Source organism: Heyndrickxia faecalis (genome assembly GCF_040267745.1).
Classification (GTDB): domain Bacteria; phylum Bacillota; class Bacilli; order Bacillales; family Bacillaceae_C; genus Weizmannia; species Weizmannia faecalis.
The window spans coordinates 2,402,624-2,421,730 of the sequence record NZ_CP158453.1; the positions used below are offsets into that span (position 1 = coordinate 2,402,624).

Consider the following 19,107-nt stretch of genomic DNA (forward strand, 5'->3'; position numbering starts at 1 on the left):
GGGAATCACAATTGAAAAGTACCGGCATCATTGTGGAGTACAATCCTTTTCATAATGGCCATTTGCACCATCTTCGCGAGACGCGGCGGATGACAGGCGCAGAGTGTATCATTGCCGTAATGAGCGGCTATTTTATGCAGCGGGGCGAGCCGGCGCTTGTTTCAAAATGGACGCGGGCGGAGATGGCCGTATTATCGGGCGCGGATCTCGTTGTCGAACTGCCGTATGCATTTGCCGTCCAGCCCGCCGAAAAATTTGCGGCAGGCGGGATTGCCATTTTGGACGCTTTGCAGTGCAAAAGCTTCTGCTTCGGCAGCGAATCCGGCGACATCGAAGCATTCCGCCAGGCGGCTGCCGTCCTGCTTCAAAACGAAGCGGCATTTAACGCATCCGTCAAGCGCGAGGTCAAAAAAGGGATCAGCTATCCGGCAGCGCTATCAAACAGCTTTCAGAAGCTCGCACCAGGCGACAGTACGCTCGATTTAAGCTCACCCAATAATATTCTCGGCTTCCATTATATGCTCGCGGCAGCAAGGCAAAACCCGGCGATGGAGGCTTTTACCGTCCAGAGAAAAGCGGCTGGGCACCATGACGTCGCGATAACCGGTGAAATTGCAAGTGCAAGCGCCATCAGAAAAACCATCTTGCAAACCGAAGATCTGCACGCTGCCCGCCCGGTGCTGCCGGAACCAGCATTTCATGTACTGAGCCGGCACCGCAACAACAACGGGCACTTCCTGCATTGGGCGCTTTACTGGCCTTTTTTGCACTACCGGCTGCTTTCCTCATCTGAAGAAGAATTACGCGCCATTTATGAAGTGGAAGAAGGCATTGAATACCGTTTAAAAAAAGCCGCGGCATCTGCCAACAGTTTTCCCGACTTCATGGAAAAAGTGAAAACAAAACGATACACGTGGACAAGACTGCAGCGAATTTGCACCCATTTGTTAACCAATGCCAAAAAAGCAGAAATCAAAAAACATGCGGCAAAACCGTCGTATATCCGGCTGCTCGCCATGAACGAAACGGGAAGGCGCTATTTGAACAGCGTGAAAAAAACGGTACCGGTTCCTATTATTTCAAAATTTTCGCTGCAAACTGCCCCGTTGCTTGCACCGGACATAAGAGCCGCGCGGATATATGCCCTCCCGCTTCCGGCAAACGAACGGGAACACTTAATGATCCGGGAATTCAGCAAGCCACCTTTTTTTGCAGACGAAAAAACGGATGGCGCGTGACGCTTGATTCTGCCTTTTTACAGACGGAAAGCTTCGCGTATGCAGCTGGGGCAAAGCCGGATGAAACGCATGATTGTATGAGCACGGCTTTTTGCAGACGAGAAAGCCGCATACTTAGGCTGTTCTCCTTTTTGCAAGCGAAAAACCGATGAAACGCATGATTTTCAGCTTTTTGCAGGCGAAAAACCGGAACCCACATTACATTTCAGACTTGCAGGCAAAAGCCCGGGATGCGTGACGGCCTTCCCCCTTCTTTACAGGGAAAAGCCGCTAAAACAAGCGGCTTTCCGGTTATTTTTGTTTCAGGCCGTTTAAATAGGCGAGTGCATCATCCAGTGTTTTGACCGGTACAATTTTCATGTTCGTCCCGATTTCTTTCGCCGCCGCTTTTGCCTCTTCGTAATTCGGCTTGATGCCAGGCTCGGCTTTTTTCATTTCAGGTGTAATCGTATCATCTGGAGCAAAGAAAATGTCCGCCCCTGCTTTGTCCGCTGCAATCACTTTTTTATCAATCCCGCCGATGCGGCCGACCTCCCCGTTTGGCGAAATGGTTCCGGTTCCGGCAATTTTATAGCCTTTTGTGATGTCCTGTTTGGTCAGCTGGTTGTAGATTTCCAATGTGAACATCAGCCCGGCGGAAGGGCCACCGATTTTTTCGGTATCCATTTTCACAGCCGGGTCGGATTTGACGGTCCGGTCATCGACAAGGCTGATCCCGATTCCCGTTTTATGATGGTTTTCCTTGAATTTTGCAAGTGCAACGGTTGCCATCTTCGCCTTTTTATGACGCATATAGTCCAATTTCACTTTGTCCCCGGCTTTTTTCTTTGCGACATAGTTCATAAACTGTTTGGAAGACTTGAATGCATGGCCGTCCACTTTTGTAATTCTGTCCCCGGCTTTGAGCACTTTTGCGGCCGGCATCCCGTCATATACATTCAGGACATAAATCCCTTCGTAATAGGAGCTGAACGGCCTTTTTGCCTTCTTAAAAGCAGCCTGGATGGCATTATGTTTTGCTGATTCCATTAAATAAAGCTGATAGACATTGTATTCCTCGTCCGTCATATTTTTATCCATAATTTCACGAACCGGTACGACATCCTCGTGTTTTCTCATTTTTGCCCAAAGATACGTATACGGATTCGCGCGGCCCATACGGACAGTCGTCAGCATCAATTGGCCTTTTTCAGGATAGCCGCCCTTTACTTTGATCAGCGGGGCAAGCTGCATGGCACTCCCCGGCATTTCAATATAATAAGGCAGCGGCACAAAGGACAGGAGGGCAAGAATCAGCACTGCCACAATCAATATGCGCCGCCGGATGTTTCGGTGTTTCATTTGTCGGGCTCCTTCCATTTTTCCAGCAATTGCTGTATTTCAGTTACGGATTGTTTTGCTGCTTCTTCCCCTATCTTAATGATTTGTCCGGCATTTGTAAAAGCCATTGAACTGTACATCGAGACATCGGGGCGGATCAAAACATGGGCTTCCGTTTTCCGGCTTTCGGCCAGTTCCATCTGCATGATATCGATGCTTTGCATAATCACATCATAAATATGGCGGATTTCCGCTTCTTTTTTCATGACGGAAACATCCACCCCGATCAAAAGCTCCGCCCCCATTTCCTTTACAACGGACACCGGGACGCGGTCCACCACACCGCCGTCCACAAAAAGATGGCCGCCAATTTTTTTCGGGACAAAAATGCCAGGGATGGAAATGCTGGCGCGCACCGCTTCTTGAACCGGCCCTTTTTTGAACACCGTTTTTTCGCCGTTTGAAAGATTTGCGGCGACAACGGCAACAGGTGGGTTCAATTCTTCAAGTTTTTTCCCATGAACGAGCAAACGGATCAGATCTTCAATTCTTTTCCCCGAAATCAGGCCCATCTTGCCAATTTTAAAGTCCAAATAATATTTGCGTTTAAATGCACCGGAAAGCAGCTCCATCTCGCGGACAGTCCGCCCCGCCCCGTACAGCGCCGCAACCAGCGCCCCAATGCTGCTGCCGGAAATCATATCCACCGGAATGCCTTCCTCTTCAAAAACTTTCAATACGCCGATATGCGCAAAGCCTCTGGCGCCTCCCGATCCGAGCGCCAATCCGATTTTTGGGCGACCCGCCATTGTCCCCCTCCTCGTGTCCTTCTTTCGTACAGTTTATGGTCTAATTTACAGACCTATGAGTATATTTGATTTATAGGGACAAGCGAGCAAGTGCTGCGGATTGAAAGACAGGGGAGGAACACAGATTGTACCAGTCTAAACTCAAAAGCGCCATTTTGGCCTTCAGCGTTTCGATAATGGCGATTTCCATGATTGTATTGCCGGATGAATCTTTTAAAGCCTCCATTCAAGGTTTAAATATGTGGTGGGAAGTCGTTTTCCCCTCACTTTTTCCTTTTTTTGTCATTTCTGAACTGCTGATCGGCTTCGGAGTGGTCCGCTTCGTCGGTGTTCTCTTGGAGCCGTTGATGCGGCCATTATTCCGTGTTCCCGGTGTTGGCGGGTTTACTTGGGCCATGGGGCTTGCTTCCGGCAATCCTTCAGGGGCGAAGTTGACCGCCCGTCTCCGTCAGGAAAAACAGATTGACCGGGTTGAAGCAGAACGGCTTGTAGCGTTCACCAGTTCTTCCAGCCCCCTTTTTATTTTCGGGGCGGTCGCTGTCGGCTTTTTCCATAATCCTTCTCTCGGCCTTCTGTTTGCCGCGGCGCATTATGCGGGCAATATTATTGTCGGCCTGGTGATGCGTTTTTACGGAACCGGCGAGGATACAAGAGGGCCGAAAAAGAAACATACTTTTCTTTTAAAAGAAGCGCTTCTCGTTTTGCATGCGACAAGAATTAAAAACAGCAAGCCGATCGGGAAGCTGCTCGGGGACGCTGTCATGTCCGCCATCCAGACGCTTCTGATGATCGGCGGATTTATCATCCTGTTTTCAGTCTTTAATAAATTGCTTCTGTATATGCATGTCACGTCCGTATTCGGCATGTTTGTCTCCCAGCTGCTTCACCTTGCGCATTTTTCGGAAAAGCTGAGCATCCCGCTCATTTCCGGCCTTTTCGAAGTAACGCTCGGAATCCAAATGATCAGTGAAGTGCAGGAATCCTCGCTGCTTCAGCAGGCCATCGCCGCGAGCTTCATCCTCGGGTTTGGCGGATTCAGCATCCAGGCACAGGTGGCCAGTATTCTTGCCCAGACGGATATCCGTTTCCGGCCGTTTTTTCTTGCCCGCCTGCTGCACGGTTTTCTGTCGGCTGTGATCATCCGGCTCGTTTGGAATCCGGTCTACTTACGCTTTTTTGCTGAAAAAAGCGCGTGGCAGGAAGCTTTTGGTATGCCAGGTGGAGGCCGCAGCTTGTACGCGCGTGTGACAGATTGGCTTGAAATCTACGGGCCGTTGTTTACCCTGTCCTGTCTTGTACTGTACATTTTTCTTTATTATCGTGCCTGCCGGGCGGACCGGGCCTGAAAAAAGCGCAAAAAAGCGGGGAGCATTCCCGCTTTTTCTGATGCCTTCGCAAATTTTTCAATAAATAAACCGGGCCTGTTTTTAAAGTTTTTAGTGCGGTGTATAAACGGCATGTCCGGTTTTGGGGAGCCGGTTTAAAATGTACATCCGGCCCAGCCCGGGATTTTCCGGCACTTTATGTACGGCCGGTATGTCCGGTTCCCATTGCTTTTTCTATTGTATCAACACTTCTGTGTTCGTCCAGCTCTTCCGGAATGTCCGGTTCCGCCCGCTTTTCTATTGCCCCTGAAATTTCTTTTTCAATGCCTCATGCACAACCGGTGGTACCAGTTCCGCAATATTGCCGTGGTATTTGGCGATTTCTTTCACAATGCTTGAGCTGAGAAAAGAATACTGGTTGTTTGTCATGATAAAAAAGGTTTCAATTCTGTCATTCAGCACACGGTTCATGGATGTCAGCTGCAATTCATATTCAAAATCCGAAACAGCCCGTAAGCCCCGGATAATCACATCCGCTTTTTTTGATTCTGCATATTCCATTAAAAGCCCCTGGAAGGAATCGACTTCCACATTCGGGATCTCTTTTGTCACTTCCCGGATCAGCGCTTTTCTTTCTTCAATATCGAAAAGCGGCTGTTTTGAAATATTGTTCAGCACTGCCACATAGACTTTGTCGAATACTTTTGCCCCTCTTTTAATAATATCCAAATGCCCGTTTGTAATCGGATCAAAGCTGCCCGGGCAGATCGCGGTCTTCCCCACGGGTTTCATCCCCCTTTTTCGTGTAAATCGTGATGCCGGTGATGCCGTACTGTGCTGTTTTATATGTAAAAAGATTGCCCGCTTTTTCCGGTAAGGTCAGTCCGGCGTCGTGCTCGCAAACAGCGTAACCGTTTTCACGGAGAAGGCCGTTTGCCGAGATAAATTTCAGCATCGCGGTTAGTTTTTGCTTTTTGTAAGGCGGGTCGAGAAATACCGTATCAAAGGCAAGCCCCCGTTTCGCCAGCACTTTCAATGCACGGCCGGCATCATTCCGGTATACTTCACTCCGGCCTAAAAATTCGCATTTTTCCAGGTTGGCCCGGACGGTTTGCAGCGCCTGGATCTCCTTATCAACGAAAATCACTTTCTCCATACCCCTGCTCAAGGCTTCGATCCCGAGCCCGCCGCTCCCTGCATATAAATCGAGGCCCAGGCCTTTTTCAAAATACGGGCCGATCATATTAAAAATCGCTTCTTTTACTTTATCTGTCGTAGGCCTCGTTCCCATTCCCGGAACGGCTTTTAAAACAGTGCCCTTTTGGCTTCCTGAAATGACTCTCATGCTGGTCACCACGTATCATCAGATTTCCATCTTATCCTACCATATTTTCCGGCCGGGTGGAAAAGTTTTTCACCAAAATTTAAAGCAAAAGTATAATTCAGGAAAAGTTGGCCATAATGATACCAGCAGCATCAAAAGATGTTGCTGCCAACCGCGGAGAAGACTTACGTTTCCCCATAAGTTCTTCCTCCGGTTTCTCCTCTCCCTTTGCCTTCTGTCCGGAATAAGGATATAGAAGGGCCCTGCAGTATTGGCTGCAGGGTTTTTTATTTTCCGCATCTTGGCCGGGCACGTCGTTTCAAAAAGCCGGCCGGCATCTCCCCCGGTTTATTTTGCAGAAATACTTTCCGAATAAAAAGAAGTGCAGTAGAATAGAAGCAGCAAATTTGTTTGTAAGCGAGGAATGAAGATGCAACAAAGATTTATTGAACTAGGAAACGGATATACAGATTTATTTGAACTGATCGAACTGGCAAAAGCAAACCGGCACCGGCTGCACGGCATGCTTGCCCTTCATACCATCGTTGCGGATCAAGCTGTCACTTCGCCCGTGCTCATTTTAAAACCGACCGATCCGGGGGAATTTCAGGCGTTATACGTTTGCCTTGAAGGGATTCCGGATCCGAGGGTGCAGCCAAACAAACGGTACAGCCTGTTTGCCGAAACCGCAGCTGCTTTAGGAGCGGACATTGTGGAACTCGAAGTCCGGCCATCTTCGTCTTTTTCCGACAAAAACCTTTTTTATCAATATTTAATCGGCATATTAAGAATGAACCGGCTGATTCCGCCGCTGCAATAAATATTTCGGCCAGAGTGCAGCCGGATGTGCTTGATTTAAAATGCGCGGGACGGAGCTTCCGGGCAGCAACGCTTTTTTGGGCACGGCGGATTTGCGGTGATGCACACGCAGGGAATGCTAGCATGCAAACCCGGCGCCTTTATAGCCCTATTTTATAGTCGTATTCTTTTGCTTTGTCCGGTTTTGCGTTTTCATATTCCGTTTTTAAAAACGGCTTCATGGAATAATCCACTTTCCTTACAAACGGAAGATTTTCAATTTTCGCTTTTACCTGCTCTATCTCTTTGCGGTCACAATAAAGGACGGCATACTTCATCCTTTTTGACGCATAATGGACATTGCCAAATCTTCGTAAATGTTTCGTATGCTTCATCTGATACAGCCAAATGATGAGGCCCTGCCGATCTGATAACATAGCGTTTCCCCTTCGTGCTTTTTTTAATGAGTGTACCATACCTTTTTTCACGGAACAATAAGGAAAGGCCGCGGATTGCGGCCTTATCACGATTTATGCGGAACAGCTGCAGCTGCCGCCGGTTCCGCAGCCGCCGGAACAAGAGGCATCAAAAAACGGATTTCCGGTCGGCACTTTTATATGTTCAGAAACAGATTTGCCAATCATCAGGCTGATTTGGTCGAGCAGATCCTGGAGGGCATTTTCCGCCCGCCTGAATCTTGCGACGTTCTCATCCAGATCCATTTCCCTCTTGGCTTCCCTTGTTTCTTTGTTGATGCGTTTATAATCAGGGTGATACCTGCCAAAGCGCTGGACTTCCTCAAACTGTTCTTTCAGGCGTGCAAATTTCCGGATTTTCTGCTGTGTGGCTGGATCATGATACATCCTGTTATAGCAGTCCCGGTAATTTTCGGCAATATCCGAGGCAATGACCATTTTCGCCAGTGCTTCAGCTTCAGACAAAATTTCCGCGCTTTCCAATGTTGCAAGCAAAAAGCTCACCTCCACATGATGATTTTACCATGTTTCCGCAAGCTTTGCGAATTTGCCCGATCAGCTGACAGAAATATAAAACTGCCTGTGAATGCCTAAGCGGGCGCCTGTGTTTTTGTCCACCACTTCAAGCTGCACGGCATGTACCCCTTTATCAAGCCCTTTTACAACAAATGCAGCCGTATTGTACTCGCCTTTCCATACACCATCCACATAAACTTTGATTTTTGCCGGTTTGGCATGCCGGCTGCCTGAAAAGGTGACGCTTGGAATCATACATTCCACGAACAAATCCCGGTCTTTTACAAAATACCGGACTGATGCCTGATTTTCCGCCGCGGAAGCAGCATCCGCTTCCCGCTGCTCTTTACGCGGCATATGCCCGCTGCAGCCGGCAAACAGCAAACATACAGCAAGGAATCCTGCAGCCATTTTCATTTCGATCACTCCTTGCGGTTATTTTCCGCAAGAAAGCGCTGATTTACTCAAAAAACGCAAATTTTTTCGGAAATCATCCTTGTTCATAGATGGACTGCATCATATGCATCATCATTTGTGCCATTTGCAACCCGTTTGCAAACTTTTCAACCCGCTGCGGGATCGTTTTCTGGTAATAATGGAGCGCGGCAATTTGAAACTGCTCCAGTTCCTCGGGATGCCTTGACAATTTCCGGTACCACGCCGGCTGCTCCCTTAAAAAAGTTTTCCATTCGTTCGACTGCCGGATGACTTCCATTACTTCGTTCCGCATATGTGCAGCCCCTCTCTAGTCTTTTCTGAATGAAAACGGGCCCTTCGGCTGGGGAGCCTGGGATTGTGGCGTCTGCCCCCCTGTAAACTGCGTGATCACATTTTGGACGGCGGCAATCGCTTCCGTCAAATGCTGCAAGTGGCCCTGAACCTGTGCTGGATCCAGGTTCTCGAGCATCGCGCCGAGCTGGTTCAGCCAGCTGCTTCTCCCGCCCGTTTTTTCCTTCGTTTCACTGCCTTCTGCCGCGTATTTTTCCCAGACCGGGTCGTCTTCGCCCAGTATATACCATTCTTCAAAGAAATCCTGTAAAGACTTTTTTCCGCCCCGGACTTCTTTTAAAATCAAAGGATGGGTTTTTGTAAAAGCTTTAAACTTTTCTACGGAAGGATGCAATTTTTTCGTTCCCATTTCCGCTCACCCCGCGAGAAGACATTTTTTTCGAACGTTGGCTTTCTGTTACGTTCACATACCTTCCTCATATCCAGCATATGCCGGCAGTAAGCAGGTGTGAAGGTTTTCATTTCCCGTGAATTTTGATACGATATGGGTATGCTTTTAAAAAAACGCGTTAAAAGAGGTATCAGGAGATGAAAGAAGAAATACACCATACTTTTGAAAAAGTGGTCCAAGCGGCAACGGAAGAAGACTTAATCGTATTGCAGCAAATGTTAAATGGACTTTCCAATAAACAAGCCGGGAACGAACGTACATATTTCAAGGATCTCTTTTTGATGGAAGCGGACTTCGATGGGGAAGAATGCGAGGTGACCATTCCAGTTACGCCGTTACTCTACAATAACTTTTCCATCGTTCACGGCGGTGTAACGGCAACCCTGCTTGATACAGCAATGGGCGTGATGGCAAATCGCCTGTTGCCGGCGGGTCAGCAGGCTGTTACATCCAATCTCACCATTCATTATATTGCCCCGGGGACGGGAAGCCGCTTAAAAGCGAAGGCAAAGGTAATCCACCGCGGCACGCAAACGATGGTGCTGGAAGGAACTGCCTTTCGGGATGACGGGACAAAGATCGCCCATTGCACGGGTTCTTTTTTCATTTTGAAATGAGAAGCCGGAAATACCCTTTCAAAAGCCCCGGGCAGCCCGCCTGCCTTATATGCATACATCAGCCGGACCCCTCTCCAGCTTAGGCTGGAACGGTATCCGGCTATGGTGCCTTCATGAAATCCTGGGTATAGTATTTCTGGTACACCCCGACGCCAAGATGGGTGAAATCTTTCTCCAGCAATGTTTTCCGGTGGCCTTCTGAATTAAGCCATCCCTCCACAGCAGCCGGACCATCCGTATAGTGGGCGGCAATATTTTCCCCAGCCGCAGCATAAGAAACATGCCCATTCTTTAATCTTTCTTTTAAGTCTCCATATTTGGGGGAGACATGCGAAAAATAATGGTCGTCAGCCATGTCTTTGCTGTGATTGTACGCCACTTCGGAAAGAGCTGTATTCCAGGCCAGTTTTTTTAAACCGAATCGTGCCCTGACAATGTTTGTAAGGTCAAAAATTTGCCTGGCGTTCGCCTTTTCTACGTCAACCCATTTCGGATCATCCTCCGGAACGGATTCGGGCAGTTCTCCGTGGTACACCATTTCATATGGATGCAGCATCGTCAGTGTGTTTTTATCCATAAAACGGATAAACAGCAATTTGCCGCTGAACTTATCAAGCGCCAGCTGGGCATAGATATCCCCAAGACGGACAAGCGGGCGGATATTCAAATCTTCTTCCGACAATTCAAAGCGGTATGTGCCTTCATTTGTTTGCACCGTCATATCCGTATCCATTAAAATGGAACTGTAAATTTTTTCTACATTTTCTCCAATCTCAAACGGGGCTACGTCTAAACGGGTTCCGACAGCGTAAATGGTCGTAACCTTGCCATTTTTCACGCCGGCCTGAAAATAACCGGTCGATTTTTTCTTATAAATCCACCAATCATAACCATATGGAGACGGATCCACCCTTTGTGGTTTTCCGAAATGTGTGGTCAACGTTTTCACAGGTTTCCCGATATATACCGACATGCCATGATCCGGACGGCTGTACGTTTGATCCTTGCTGTGGTCATGAATGTCAGAACTGTTATCCATTTTCTTGTTAGAGGAATGGTTTTGCAGTACGCCGTTTTCAGGACGAAGCTGGACATAAAGTCCGATCAGAAATATGATCACAAGGATCGCGGCTGTTTTTAAAAAGGTACGCAGGTGACTTCACCTCTCTTGATGTTCCGTAAATTTTTTCTCCTTTAATTCATTTTATTATATATTTTACAGTTTTAAGCAGAAAAGCACCAATTTTTTCAATCACCTCCTCGAAGGGCAGCCGGTGCGGCCGGTTTTTTTGCGGGTATGAACATTTGCATTGCATAAATGTTTGTATTCAGATAAGATAAAATTGAAAGATTTTAATTGCGCGGACGGGAGGGGTATTTTTGCGGTTTGATGACACGGGTTTGGAAAATATGAAAGTGGATCTGACGCGGCTGGATGATGTAATGGAGCGGCACAAGATGGTACGTGCCGGGCAATGGGATTATGAACGCGTCACATATGATAGAAAATTTACGATTCAGGAAGGCACCTATTATCTTCGCGTGCAGGGAGTTGCAACCGAGGGGGATGTGGATTCGTTTGATGCCGTGATTCAGTTAAAGGCGCCTATTTTAGGAAAATATTATTATCCGCATGGTGTGGAATACGGCGATGACGAGTATTTTCCGCATGATCTCGTCAAGTATTGCAGAAAAATTTTGGAAGCGCTTAAAGAAGACTTGGTTGTATTTGCTGAATAAAATGTGCCGCTCCTGTGGCCCCTTAAAACGGTGGGCCATAGAGAGCGGCCTTTTTTTAATGCTGTTCCATTAGCCTCCGCTGTTCTCCGGCAACCGGATTCTTTTCCGTACTGCCATCTTCCTGTTCTGTCCTTGCCCATTGGAAAAAAATGCGGGCAAGCATGATGCCGTAGACGATTTCCTGCATGATTTTCATCACCACACCGCCAAGCTGCTGGTCCTGCAGTACAGGAAGCGGTGAGAAAAGTGCCGGGGAGCCGTAACGCGCCACTCCGGAGAGCATGTCAGCAGGCACACATAAATGCATGGACGAAAGCCACATCGTTCCGTCGGAAAAGCTCCTGTAAACCGGATGATTGGCGAACATGATTAAGGCGCATGCAGGGGTTAAAAGCATGGCGCTTGCAAATAAATAAGCGATTTTTTTCAGGCCGCCCAGCGCATATTGCCCGGGCAATGGCGACAAAATCGGCCACCACATCGCTATGGCTAAAAGAAACAGCACAATGGTGTAGATGCTGTGGAGAAACGGAGTGACCTTGACCTGATCGAAAACGGCCGGAATGTGGTACAGGGAAAAAATGATATTAAAGGTGATAACGGCAAGCACCGGATTTGTAAAGAACCGGACAACGGGCGCGACAACCGGAAGCTGCATCCCCTTTTCCAATATCCACACCGGCATCCCACGCAAAAACAGCGGTGCGACAATGAAAAAAAGGATAGACATTTGCAGCATATGGACGGAAAACAGGATATGCCCGATAAGATCGACAGGAGAGCCTTTGACGATGTAAAGCGATACCATCGCTGTACAAAAAGAAACAGACTGCACCGGACTCGGCGGCATTGCGTTCAAATAAGACCTTTTGCATAAGGACGCAAGCAGAAAATAAAGAAAAACAAACAGTAAGATCGTGATAAAAAAATAAGGGCTCCACAGTGCACGAAATCCGAATATTTCAAGCGGCACCATTACCACTCCTTTCCGCACCATTGCAAATCGATTTAAAGCGGGGGCGCCCAAGAAGCGCCCTCCGCTTTACTTTTAGCTCTGGCTCCTAGCAGCCGATAATCAAACGCCCTCCGCTTTTCTTTGTCTAGCTGCGGCTCCTAGCCCCTCGGGTCGAATAACCCGTCCGTCCTGAAGCCAAGGCTTCATCCCGGCCGGAACATTCGCCTGTCGGGGCTAAGCAGTCGCCTCCGCTTTTCTTTGTCTAGCTCCGGGCGCTGTCGGCTAGTGAATTTCCAGTCCCCTCCCCTACGATAAGTCAACATCGGCTCGTTCCTCGCCGTGTTTCCTTTATCTCAGTTCGGGGACTATGAAATTCATACGCCGACGGGCAAACGCCCTCCGCTTTTCTTTTCACCACCAGATGATGGTGAGGAATGCCAGTACTGTGACAAATGCGACGAGTGTGCCGCCAAAGATGAAAAGTTTCGGGCCTTCATGGTGCTTATGGTTCATATGCATGAAATAAAACAGCTGAAATACGACCTGGATCGCAGCCAAAAGCAGGATAACCGGAATGGTAAACCATTTGGACAAATGGGCATGGACGGCCCAGAATGCAACAATAGTCAAAAACATCATCAAAATAAAACTGACGACCTGGTACTTCATTTCCTCCGCGCTTTTGCGGCGCCTGTATTCGTATTCAACATGGCGTCTGTCCATTTGTGCATTGTGTTCCATCTTATCCCACCATCCCCATCAAATATACAACCGTAAAGATAAACACCCAGACGACATCAATAAAGTGCCAATACAGGCTTGCCACGTAAAATTTCGGCGCATTGTACAAATTCAATCCCCGTTTCGCGTTCCGCACCATCAGTGTCGTAATCCATAACAGCCCGAACGCCACGTGGCCGCCGTGGAACCCGACAAGCGTATAAAACGCGGAACCGAATGCGCTGCTTGTAAATGTATGATGGTATTCCGTCACATAATGATGGAATTCATAGACTTCAAGCCCAAGAAAACAAGCACCAAGCAAAACGGTAATCAAAAACCAGGCCTGCATTTTTTTAAAAGCAAAATTTTTCATATGATAAATGGCATACACACTTGTAATGGAACTCGTTAACAGAAAAACCGTGGCCAAAAAGGTTAGCGGCAGTTCAAATAAGTCTTTTGCATGCACCATTGATGCCGGGCCCTTGTCTTTCAGCGCCAGGTAGGTTGCAAACAAGGAAGCAAAAAGGACCGTCTCGCCGCCTAAAAACAGCCAAAAACCGAGAAATTTATTCCTGCCTTCAAGCGTCGCCCGCTCCGGGGACTCTGGCCATGTTTTCGCCGTAAAATTTTGTTCTATTTCCATTACGCCCCGGCCCCCCTTTCTTCGCGTTCCATTAAGGCTTCCTTCCTAATATGGTATCCCGTATCATCTTTTACCGACCGGATCAGCATCGATCCAAGGGTAATCGCCAAGCCGATGACAAGGATCGTGATGCCGGCTTTGGTATGGTTTGCATGATACATTGCGCCGAACGCGGCAATAAATAAACCGAATGCCATAAAAAACGGCAAGATGGACGAGTTCGGCATATGGATGTCTTTGATCGGCTCTGCTGGTGTCACCTGTTTTTTCCCTTCCATTTTTTCGAGCCACCAGGTGTCAATTCCTCTGACAAGCGGTGTTTGTGCAAAGTTGTATTCCGGCGGCGGAGAGGAAATCGACCATTCGAGCGTCCTGCCAAACTCCCACGGATCGTTTCCGACTTTCCGGTTCTGGACGGCCGTGACAACAATATTGGCCACGAGGATTAGCACACCTGCCGCCATCAACACCGCGCCGGATGAACTGACGAGGTTATCCGTATCCCAGCCTTGATTCGGCAGATATGTCCACTGCCTTCTCGGCATCCCGAGCAATCCGAGCCAGTGCTGGATCATAAAGGTTAAATGGAAACCAATGAAAAATAGCCAGAATGTGATTTTCCCCATTGTCTCATTCAGCATCGTGCCGAACATTTTCGGCCAGTAATAATGCAGTGCCGCAAGCAACCCGAAAACAACACCGCCGACAATAACATAGTGGAAGTGGGCTACAACAAAATAGCTGTCATGATATTGGTAGTCAGCAGGTGCAGCCGCGAGCATCACCCCGGTAACACCGCCCAATGTAAAGGACGGGATGAAAGCAGCCGCATAAAGCATCGGCGTTGTAAACCGGATGCTCCCGCCCCACATCGTAAGCAGCCAGTTGAAAATTTTAATGCCCGTCGGCACCGCAATGGTCATTGTAGACACGGCAAAAATGGCGTTGGCTACATTGCCCAGGCCGGTTGTAAACATATGGTGGGCCCACACCATAAAGCCTAAAAACCCAATTAAAATAACGGCGAATACCATGGAAGAGTATCCGAATAATCGCTTTTTAGAAAAATGTGCAAAAATTTCAGAGAAAATGCCAAATGCCGGCAAAATTAAAATGTAGACTTCCGGATGCCCGAAAATCCAGAAAAGATGTTCCCAAATGATGGTATTTCCTCCGAAGGCCACGTCAAAAAATTTCGCACCGAACATCCGATCAAATGTTAGCAAGAACAAACCGGCTGTAAGTGGTGGAAACGCAAACAGAATAAGGGCGGACACAACGAAAGTCGTCCATGTGAACATCGGCATGCGCATGTACGTCATTCCCGGCGCCCGCATGTTCATAATCGTCACAAGGAAATTCACCCCAGCAATGAGCGTACCGAAACCTGAAACTTGCAGCCCGAGTGAATAAAAATCAATCCCGTGTCCGCCAGATGCGAGGGACAGTGAAGCATAGGAAGTCCACCCCGCATCGGGCGCGCCCCCAAGAAACCAGGATAAATTCAAGAAAATACCGCCAAAGAAAAACAACCAGAACCCCAATGCATTTAAAAACGGAAAAGCCACATCACGGGCACCGATCTGAAGCGGGACAATCGCATTCATAAAACCAAACAAGAGCGGCATGGCCGCAAGAAAGATCATGGTCGTGCCGTGCATTGTCATGACTTGATTGTACGTATCCGCGCCGACAAAATGATTGTTCGGCACCGCCAGCTGTATGCGGATCATCAGCGCTTCAATCCCGCCGATGACAAAAAACAATCCCCCTGTAATCAAATACAAAATGCCGATTTTTTTATGATCCACTGTTGTGAGATATTCATAGACAGTGGCGCCAAAACCTGCCTTTTTTGTTCCTACGCTCACTTTAACCTCCCCTTTGCTTTCGAATATCCCCTTTGTTTTATTCACCAGCTTTCAATTGCATCAAATAAGCCGCAAGCGCATCGATTTGCCGGTCGGAAAGCTTATCCCCGAAGGCGGGCATTTTTGACCCCGGTTTATATTTTTCCGGATCTTTTATCCAGTTTTTGAGATTGGCCTCATTATGGTCCAAAATGCCGGCGACTTTTTCCCTTTCGCCAAAGGTTGCCAGATTGGGAGCTGTCCGTGCCTGTTCCGGCCGTGTGTCATTCGGCGTGACCGCGTGGCAGCTGATGCAGCTTTTTTTGAATACATCCTGCCCTTCCTGTGCGAGAGCGGACGCCGGTTTTGTTTCTTTTGCATTTTTCATATTGCTGATCCACGCCTTAAACTCATCCCGTGGCACCGCTTTCACGCGGAAGTCCATTAAGGCATGGGAAGGGCCGCATAATTCGGCGCATTTTCCATAAAACACATTTCCGGCATCCTCTGCCTTCTGATCATCAATTTCAAGCCAGAATTTGTTGATATTATCTGTGTTGGCATCCATTTTCCCGCCAACGGACGGTATCCAAAATGAGTGTTTCACATCTGAGGCTTTAACTTGGAAGTAAACTTTCTGGTTTGTTGGGACAACGAGTTCCTGGCTTGTCACCACACCGTAACCCGGGTATTCAAATTCCCACCAATAAAGGCTGGCGCGAACTTTAACGATAAGCGCCCCTTGCTTGGCATCCTTTTTCTTATCCATCGCTTTCGTATCTCCGAGGCTGAAGACCTGGCTGATGGTCGGAATGGCAATTAAAATCAATAAAACAATCGGAATAATGGTCCATAAGATTTCAAGCTTATGATTCCCCGGCACCTGTTTTGGAATGGATTCGTCCCCTTTTTTCCGCCTGAACCGTATGAGAACGGTAAGGAAAACGGCGAATACGACAACCATGACGAACACCATAATCCAAACGCTCCACATCATCAAATCATACTGCTTCCGGGCCACTTCGCCGGCAGGATCAAGTGCCGACAAATATGGCTTGCCACAGCCCGAAAGCGCGGCCATAAACAAAGTGACAATAAAAAGCAAACTCCCCTTTTGCAGCCGCTGTTTCATCGCTCTACCAATCCCCTCTTTCCTGTATCTTTCTGTCAGAACAAGGATGCAATCTATTGGATTTCTTTTGCAAGAAAGAACTCCCTTTAGAAAAGCGTAGCGATTACCATTGCTACAAACAAGATCGTTAAATAGTTCAGCGAATAAATGAACATCCATTTCGCCCATTTTAAATCATTCTTCATTTTAAAACCGGACAGGCTTAATGCCAGCCAGCCCAGATTAAACAATGTCGCAAGGATAATAAAACCAATGCCGAGCGGTTTCAGGAAAAACGGCACCGGAAGAAGCAATGCCACCCATATGAGCATATGCCATTTTGTGATTTGAAACCCTTTGACAGCCGGAAGCATCGGAATGCCCGCTGCCTTGTATTCATCGCATTTTTTCATCGCAATCGCATAAAAATGCGGTGGTTGCCAGATAAACATAAGCAAAAATAGCATCCATGGCACAATCCCGAGATGCGGGTCAACAGCCGCCCAGCCGATCAGCGGGGGAACAGCGCCGGCAAAACTGCCGATCACGGTATTGCTGACAAGAGTTCGTTTTGACCACATTGTATACAGCACGACATAGCTGAATACGCCAAACAGCCCGATCAACCCCGCCATTGGAGTGGTCATAAACAATAGCATTGTGCCGAGTGCCACAAATCCGAGGCCAATTGTAAGCACTTTCGCGTTTGAAAATCTGCCTGTAACCGTTGGCCTGAAGTTTTTGCTTTTCATAATGACATCAATATCCCGGTCATACCAGTTGTTCAGGCTGCACGACCCGGCGACAATCAGCGCAGTTCCCGCCATCGCAAGGACCATAATGTCCAGCGACTGCAAAAAATGCCTGTTTGTCAGTTCCAATGCAAGCCACATTCCGGTAAATGCCGTAATTAAATTTGAGTTTACAATTCCAATTTTAATCAAGGATAAGAAATCTTTCAACGCAGAGGCGTCTGCAGCTTTTACCCTTGTTGTTGTATCCATCGTCCGACTATCTGCCACGATAGTCCCTCCTTCCAATTTTTCAAAACCGTTCAAAAAAAATGGCCTGACACGTTGTCGGCGGATTCCTTTTGTAAATGTTTTTACGCTGCCAATAAGGAAAACGGTATACTACAACTATAATCCATCTTTTCCTTTTTGGCTATTAATCAAAACTGTATGTAACGATATCGTCATACTAAGATCATTTATAAGTTTCCCAACATGTAAATATGCGGAATTCCGAAATATACCTGCCTATATTATATTTAATCATAAATTACCGCGAAGGTGTGATATTTTCGACACATTTTTATGGCAAATTTGTGTCATGGGAAATAAATATTTTTCCTTCAGACTGTTTTACGATAAGATGATAGTTGGAAGCACCTTGCCGAACGGATTTTCTACTATATGAACGGTTGCAATGATGCGGGACTGTATGTTGCATTCGTGGCTTGTGATACATGTTTACAAATGAGATTAAAGAAGGTGGAACAATTGCGCACAACTTTAAAATGGCTCGGAGTAGTGACAACTTTATCGATGATGGTGGTTTTAATCGGCGGGGCACTTGTCACCAATACCGGTTCAAGCCTTGGCTGCGGCCGCCAATGGCCGCTTTGTAACGGCAAAATTTTTCCTGATCCGCTCACTGTCGAGTCGCTGATCGAGTGGCTGCACAGGTTTTGCACGGGCATCGCATCGTTTCTTGTCTTTGCGCTTGCCATTTGGTCATGGTTTGCAATCGGCCATAAAAGAGAAACGAAATTTTTATCCATTATTTCCGTCATTTTTCTGCTTCTGCAGGCATTTCTCGGTATGGCGGCAGTCGTCTGGGGTTCATCCGATCTTGTGATGGCGCTTCATTTCGGCGTTTCGCTCATTTCGTTTGCGTCCGTGCTGATGCTAACGCTGATGGTTTTTGAATGGGACCAGAAATTTGACGCAGGCCGGCTTGTCCTTGAAAAAAGCATGAAATGGCATACGATCGGCGTGACCGTTTACAGCTTTATCGTCGTCTATACGGGCGCGCTTGTCCGCCATATGAATGCAAGCCTTGTTTGCCGGGATTTCCCGCTTTGTGTGAACAGCGACCCTTCCTTGCCCGCAAACCGGTTCGAATGGGTGCAGATGGGGCACCGGACGGCGGCACTCCTCATCTTTGTCTGGATTGCTTATATCACCTTTAAAGCGGTAAGGCATTATCAAAACCAGCGCGTTATTTACTGGGGATGGATCATTGCGTTCGTGCTTGTCTGCCTGCAGGCTGTTTCAGGCGCCATGGTCGTTTTTTCGAGGATGAATCTTACTTTCACCCTCCTGCACGCATTTTTCATTTCCTGTCTGTTCGGCCTGTTATGTTATTTGAACCTTGTTGTCGGGCGAGTGAAGCAGTTTGCCAAAAGCAAAGACAGCCTCCCGCTAAAAAAAGCCCGAGTTCGCTGAGTTTGGAAAAACCAATGGTACCGCATGTT

22 protein-coding genes are annotated in these 19,107 nt (G+C 47.7%); 6 read left to right on the forward strand and 16 right to left on the reverse strand.

Annotation, left to right across the window (positions count from 1 at the left end):
- Positions 1-11 precede the first annotated feature (11 nt).
- On the forward strand, positions 12-1,238 hold the full coding sequence (locus ABR335_RS11695; RefSeq protein WP_035189218.1) for a nucleotidyltransferase: 1,227 nt from the start codon (positions 12-14) through the stop codon (positions 1,236-1,238).
- Between the two features lie 291 nt (positions 1,239-1,529).
- Here ABR335_RS11695 and ABR335_RS11700 read toward each other — a convergent pair whose 3' ends face one another.
- Both ABR335_RS11700 and ABR335_RS11705 read right to left on the reverse strand, forming a co-directional pair.
- On the reverse strand, positions 1,530-2,579 hold the full coding sequence (locus ABR335_RS11700) for a SepM family pheromone-processing serine protease (RefSeq protein WP_026684618.1): 1,050 nt from the start codon (positions 2,577-2,579) through the stop codon (positions 1,530-1,532).
- Positions 2,576-3,367 carry a patatin-like phospholipase family protein gene (locus ABR335_RS11705; protein WP_014095577.1) on the reverse strand — a complete coding sequence of 264 codons (792 nt, stop codon included), beginning with the start codon at positions 3,365-3,367 and terminating at the stop codon, positions 2,576-2,578. Before ABR335_RS11705 ends, ABR335_RS11700 begins: the two co-directional genes overlap by 4 nt.
- 125 nt (positions 3,368-3,492) lie before the next feature.
- Here ABR335_RS11705 and ylbJ point away from each other — a divergent pair, with 125 nt between their 5' ends.
- The gene (gene ylbJ / locus ABR335_RS11710) at positions 3,493-4,713 is read left to right on the forward strand and encodes a sporulation integral membrane protein YlbJ (RefSeq protein WP_017552188.1); all 1,221 of its coding nucleotides are present in this window, start codon (positions 3,493-3,495) and stop codon (positions 4,711-4,713) included.
- A gap of 276 nt (positions 4,714-4,989) precedes the next feature.
- Here the strand turns inward: ylbJ and coaD are convergent, their stop codons facing one another.
- Together coaD and rsmD are read right to left on the reverse strand one after the other, a co-directional pair.
- Positions 4,990-5,484: a pantetheine-phosphate adenylyltransferase gene (gene coaD, locus ABR335_RS11715; RefSeq protein ID WP_205421937.1), complete on the reverse strand. Its 495-nt coding sequence runs from the start codon at positions 5,482-5,484 to the stop codon at positions 4,990-4,992.
- A complete protein-coding gene (rsmD, locus tag ABR335_RS11720) occupies positions 5,441-6,037 on the reverse strand; it encodes a 16S rRNA (guanine(966)-N(2))-methyltransferase RsmD (RefSeq protein ID WP_017552186.1) in 597 nt (198 codons plus the stop codon). Before rsmD ends, coaD begins: the two co-directional genes overlap by 44 nt.
- A 409-nt stretch (positions 6,038-6,446) precedes the next feature.
- On the opposite strand from rsmD, the gene ABR335_RS11725 reads away from it, so the two are divergent.
- Complete coding sequence (locus ABR335_RS11725) at positions 6,447-6,836, forward strand: DUF7147 family protein (protein WP_014095581.1); 390 nt, start codon at positions 6,447-6,449, stop codon at positions 6,834-6,836.
- 139 nt (positions 6,837-6,975) lie between these two features.
- Here the strand turns inward: ABR335_RS11725 and ABR335_RS11730 are convergent, their stop codons facing one another.
- The 5 genes from ABR335_RS11730 to ABR335_RS11750 form a co-directional block, all read right to left on the reverse strand.
- Entirely contained in the window at positions 6,976-7,251 is a 276-nt protein-coding gene (locus ABR335_RS11730) for a YlbG family protein (protein WP_014095582.1), read from the reverse strand.
- Positions 7,252-7,344: 93 nt separating this feature from the next.
- On the reverse strand, positions 7,345-7,785 hold the full coding sequence (locus tag ABR335_RS11735; RefSeq protein WP_014095583.1) for a YlbF family regulator: 441 nt from the start codon (positions 7,783-7,785) through the stop codon (positions 7,345-7,347).
- A 60-nt stretch (positions 7,786-7,845) separates the two neighbouring features.
- A complete protein-coding gene (locus tag ABR335_RS11740) occupies positions 7,846-8,223 on the reverse strand; it encodes a hypothetical protein (RefSeq protein WP_350346175.1) in 378 nt (125 codons plus the stop codon).
- Between the two features lie 73 nt (positions 8,224-8,296).
- Complete coding sequence (locus tag ABR335_RS11745) at positions 8,297-8,536, reverse strand: YlbE-like family protein (protein WP_328229499.1); 240 nt, start codon at positions 8,534-8,536, stop codon at positions 8,297-8,299.
- Positions 8,537-8,551: 15 nt separating this feature from the next.
- Positions 8,552-8,944, reverse strand: coding sequence for a YlbD family protein (locus tag ABR335_RS11750; protein ID WP_014095586.1), 393 nt, complete (start codon positions 8,942-8,944; stop codon positions 8,552-8,554).
- A 179-nt stretch (positions 8,945-9,123) separates the two neighbouring features.
- Between ABR335_RS11750 and ABR335_RS11755 the strand changes: the two genes are divergently transcribed.
- Positions 9,124-9,603, forward strand: a complete 480-nt coding sequence (locus ABR335_RS11755) for a PaaI family thioesterase (protein ID WP_014095587.1) — start codon at positions 9,124-9,126, stop codon at positions 9,601-9,603.
- A 100-nt stretch (positions 9,604-9,703) separates the two neighbouring features.
- Here the strand turns inward: ABR335_RS11755 and ABR335_RS11760 are convergent, their stop codons facing one another.
- Complete coding sequence (locus ABR335_RS11760; protein WP_017552183.1) at positions 9,704-10,723, reverse strand: CAP domain-containing protein; 1,020 nt, start codon at positions 10,721-10,723, stop codon at positions 9,704-9,706.
- A 260-nt stretch (positions 10,724-10,983) separates the two neighbouring features.
- Here ABR335_RS11760 and ABR335_RS11765 point away from each other — a divergent pair, with 260 nt between their 5' ends.
- A complete protein-coding gene (locus ABR335_RS11765; RefSeq protein ID WP_017552182.1) occupies positions 10,984-11,343 on the forward strand; it encodes a YugN family protein in 360 nt (119 codons plus the stop codon).
- Positions 11,344-11,398: 55 nt separating this feature from the next.
- On the opposite strand, the gene ctaG is transcribed toward ABR335_RS11765, so the two are convergent.
- From ctaG to cyoE, 6 genes are all read right to left on the reverse strand, one after another.
- The gene (gene ctaG / locus ABR335_RS11770) at positions 11,399-12,370 is read right to left on the reverse strand and encodes a cytochrome c oxidase assembly factor CtaG (protein ID WP_326244469.1); all 972 of its coding nucleotides are present in this window, start codon (positions 12,368-12,370) and stop codon (positions 11,399-11,401) included.
- 339 nt (positions 12,371-12,709) lie between these two features.
- Positions 12,710-13,039, reverse strand: a complete 330-nt coding sequence (gene ctaF / locus ABR335_RS11775) for a cytochrome c oxidase subunit IVB (protein WP_017552180.1) — start codon at positions 13,037-13,039, stop codon at positions 12,710-12,712.
- Position 13,040: 1 nt separating this feature from the next.
- The gene (locus ABR335_RS11780; protein WP_014095592.1) at positions 13,041-13,667 is read right to left on the reverse strand and encodes a cytochrome (ubi)quinol oxidase subunit III; all 627 of its coding nucleotides are present in this window, start codon (positions 13,665-13,667) and stop codon (positions 13,041-13,043) included.
- Positions 13,667-15,538, reverse strand: coding sequence for a cytochrome c oxidase subunit I (gene ctaD, locus ABR335_RS11785; RefSeq protein ID WP_017552179.1), 1,872 nt, complete (start codon positions 15,536-15,538; stop codon positions 13,667-13,669). The genes ABR335_RS11780 and ctaD overlap by 1 nt, the downstream gene beginning before the upstream one ends.
- Before the next feature lie 37 nt (positions 15,539-15,575).
- Positions 15,576-16,649, reverse strand: a complete 1,074-nt coding sequence (gene coxB / locus ABR335_RS11790) for a cytochrome c oxidase subunit II (protein ID WP_026684622.1) — start codon at positions 16,647-16,649, stop codon at positions 15,576-15,578.
- An 86-nt stretch (positions 16,650-16,735) separates the two neighbouring features.
- Positions 16,736-17,650, reverse strand: a complete 915-nt coding sequence (gene cyoE / locus ABR335_RS11795; RefSeq protein WP_026684623.1) for a heme o synthase — start codon at positions 17,648-17,650, stop codon at positions 16,736-16,738.
- Positions 17,651-18,130: 480 nt separating this feature from the next.
- Here cyoE and ABR335_RS11800 point away from each other — a divergent pair, with 480 nt between their 5' ends.
- Entirely contained in the window at positions 18,131-19,078 is a 948-nt protein-coding gene (locus tag ABR335_RS11800) for a COX15/CtaA family protein (protein WP_071451847.1), read from the forward strand.
- Positions 19,079-19,107 lie beyond the last annotated feature (29 nt).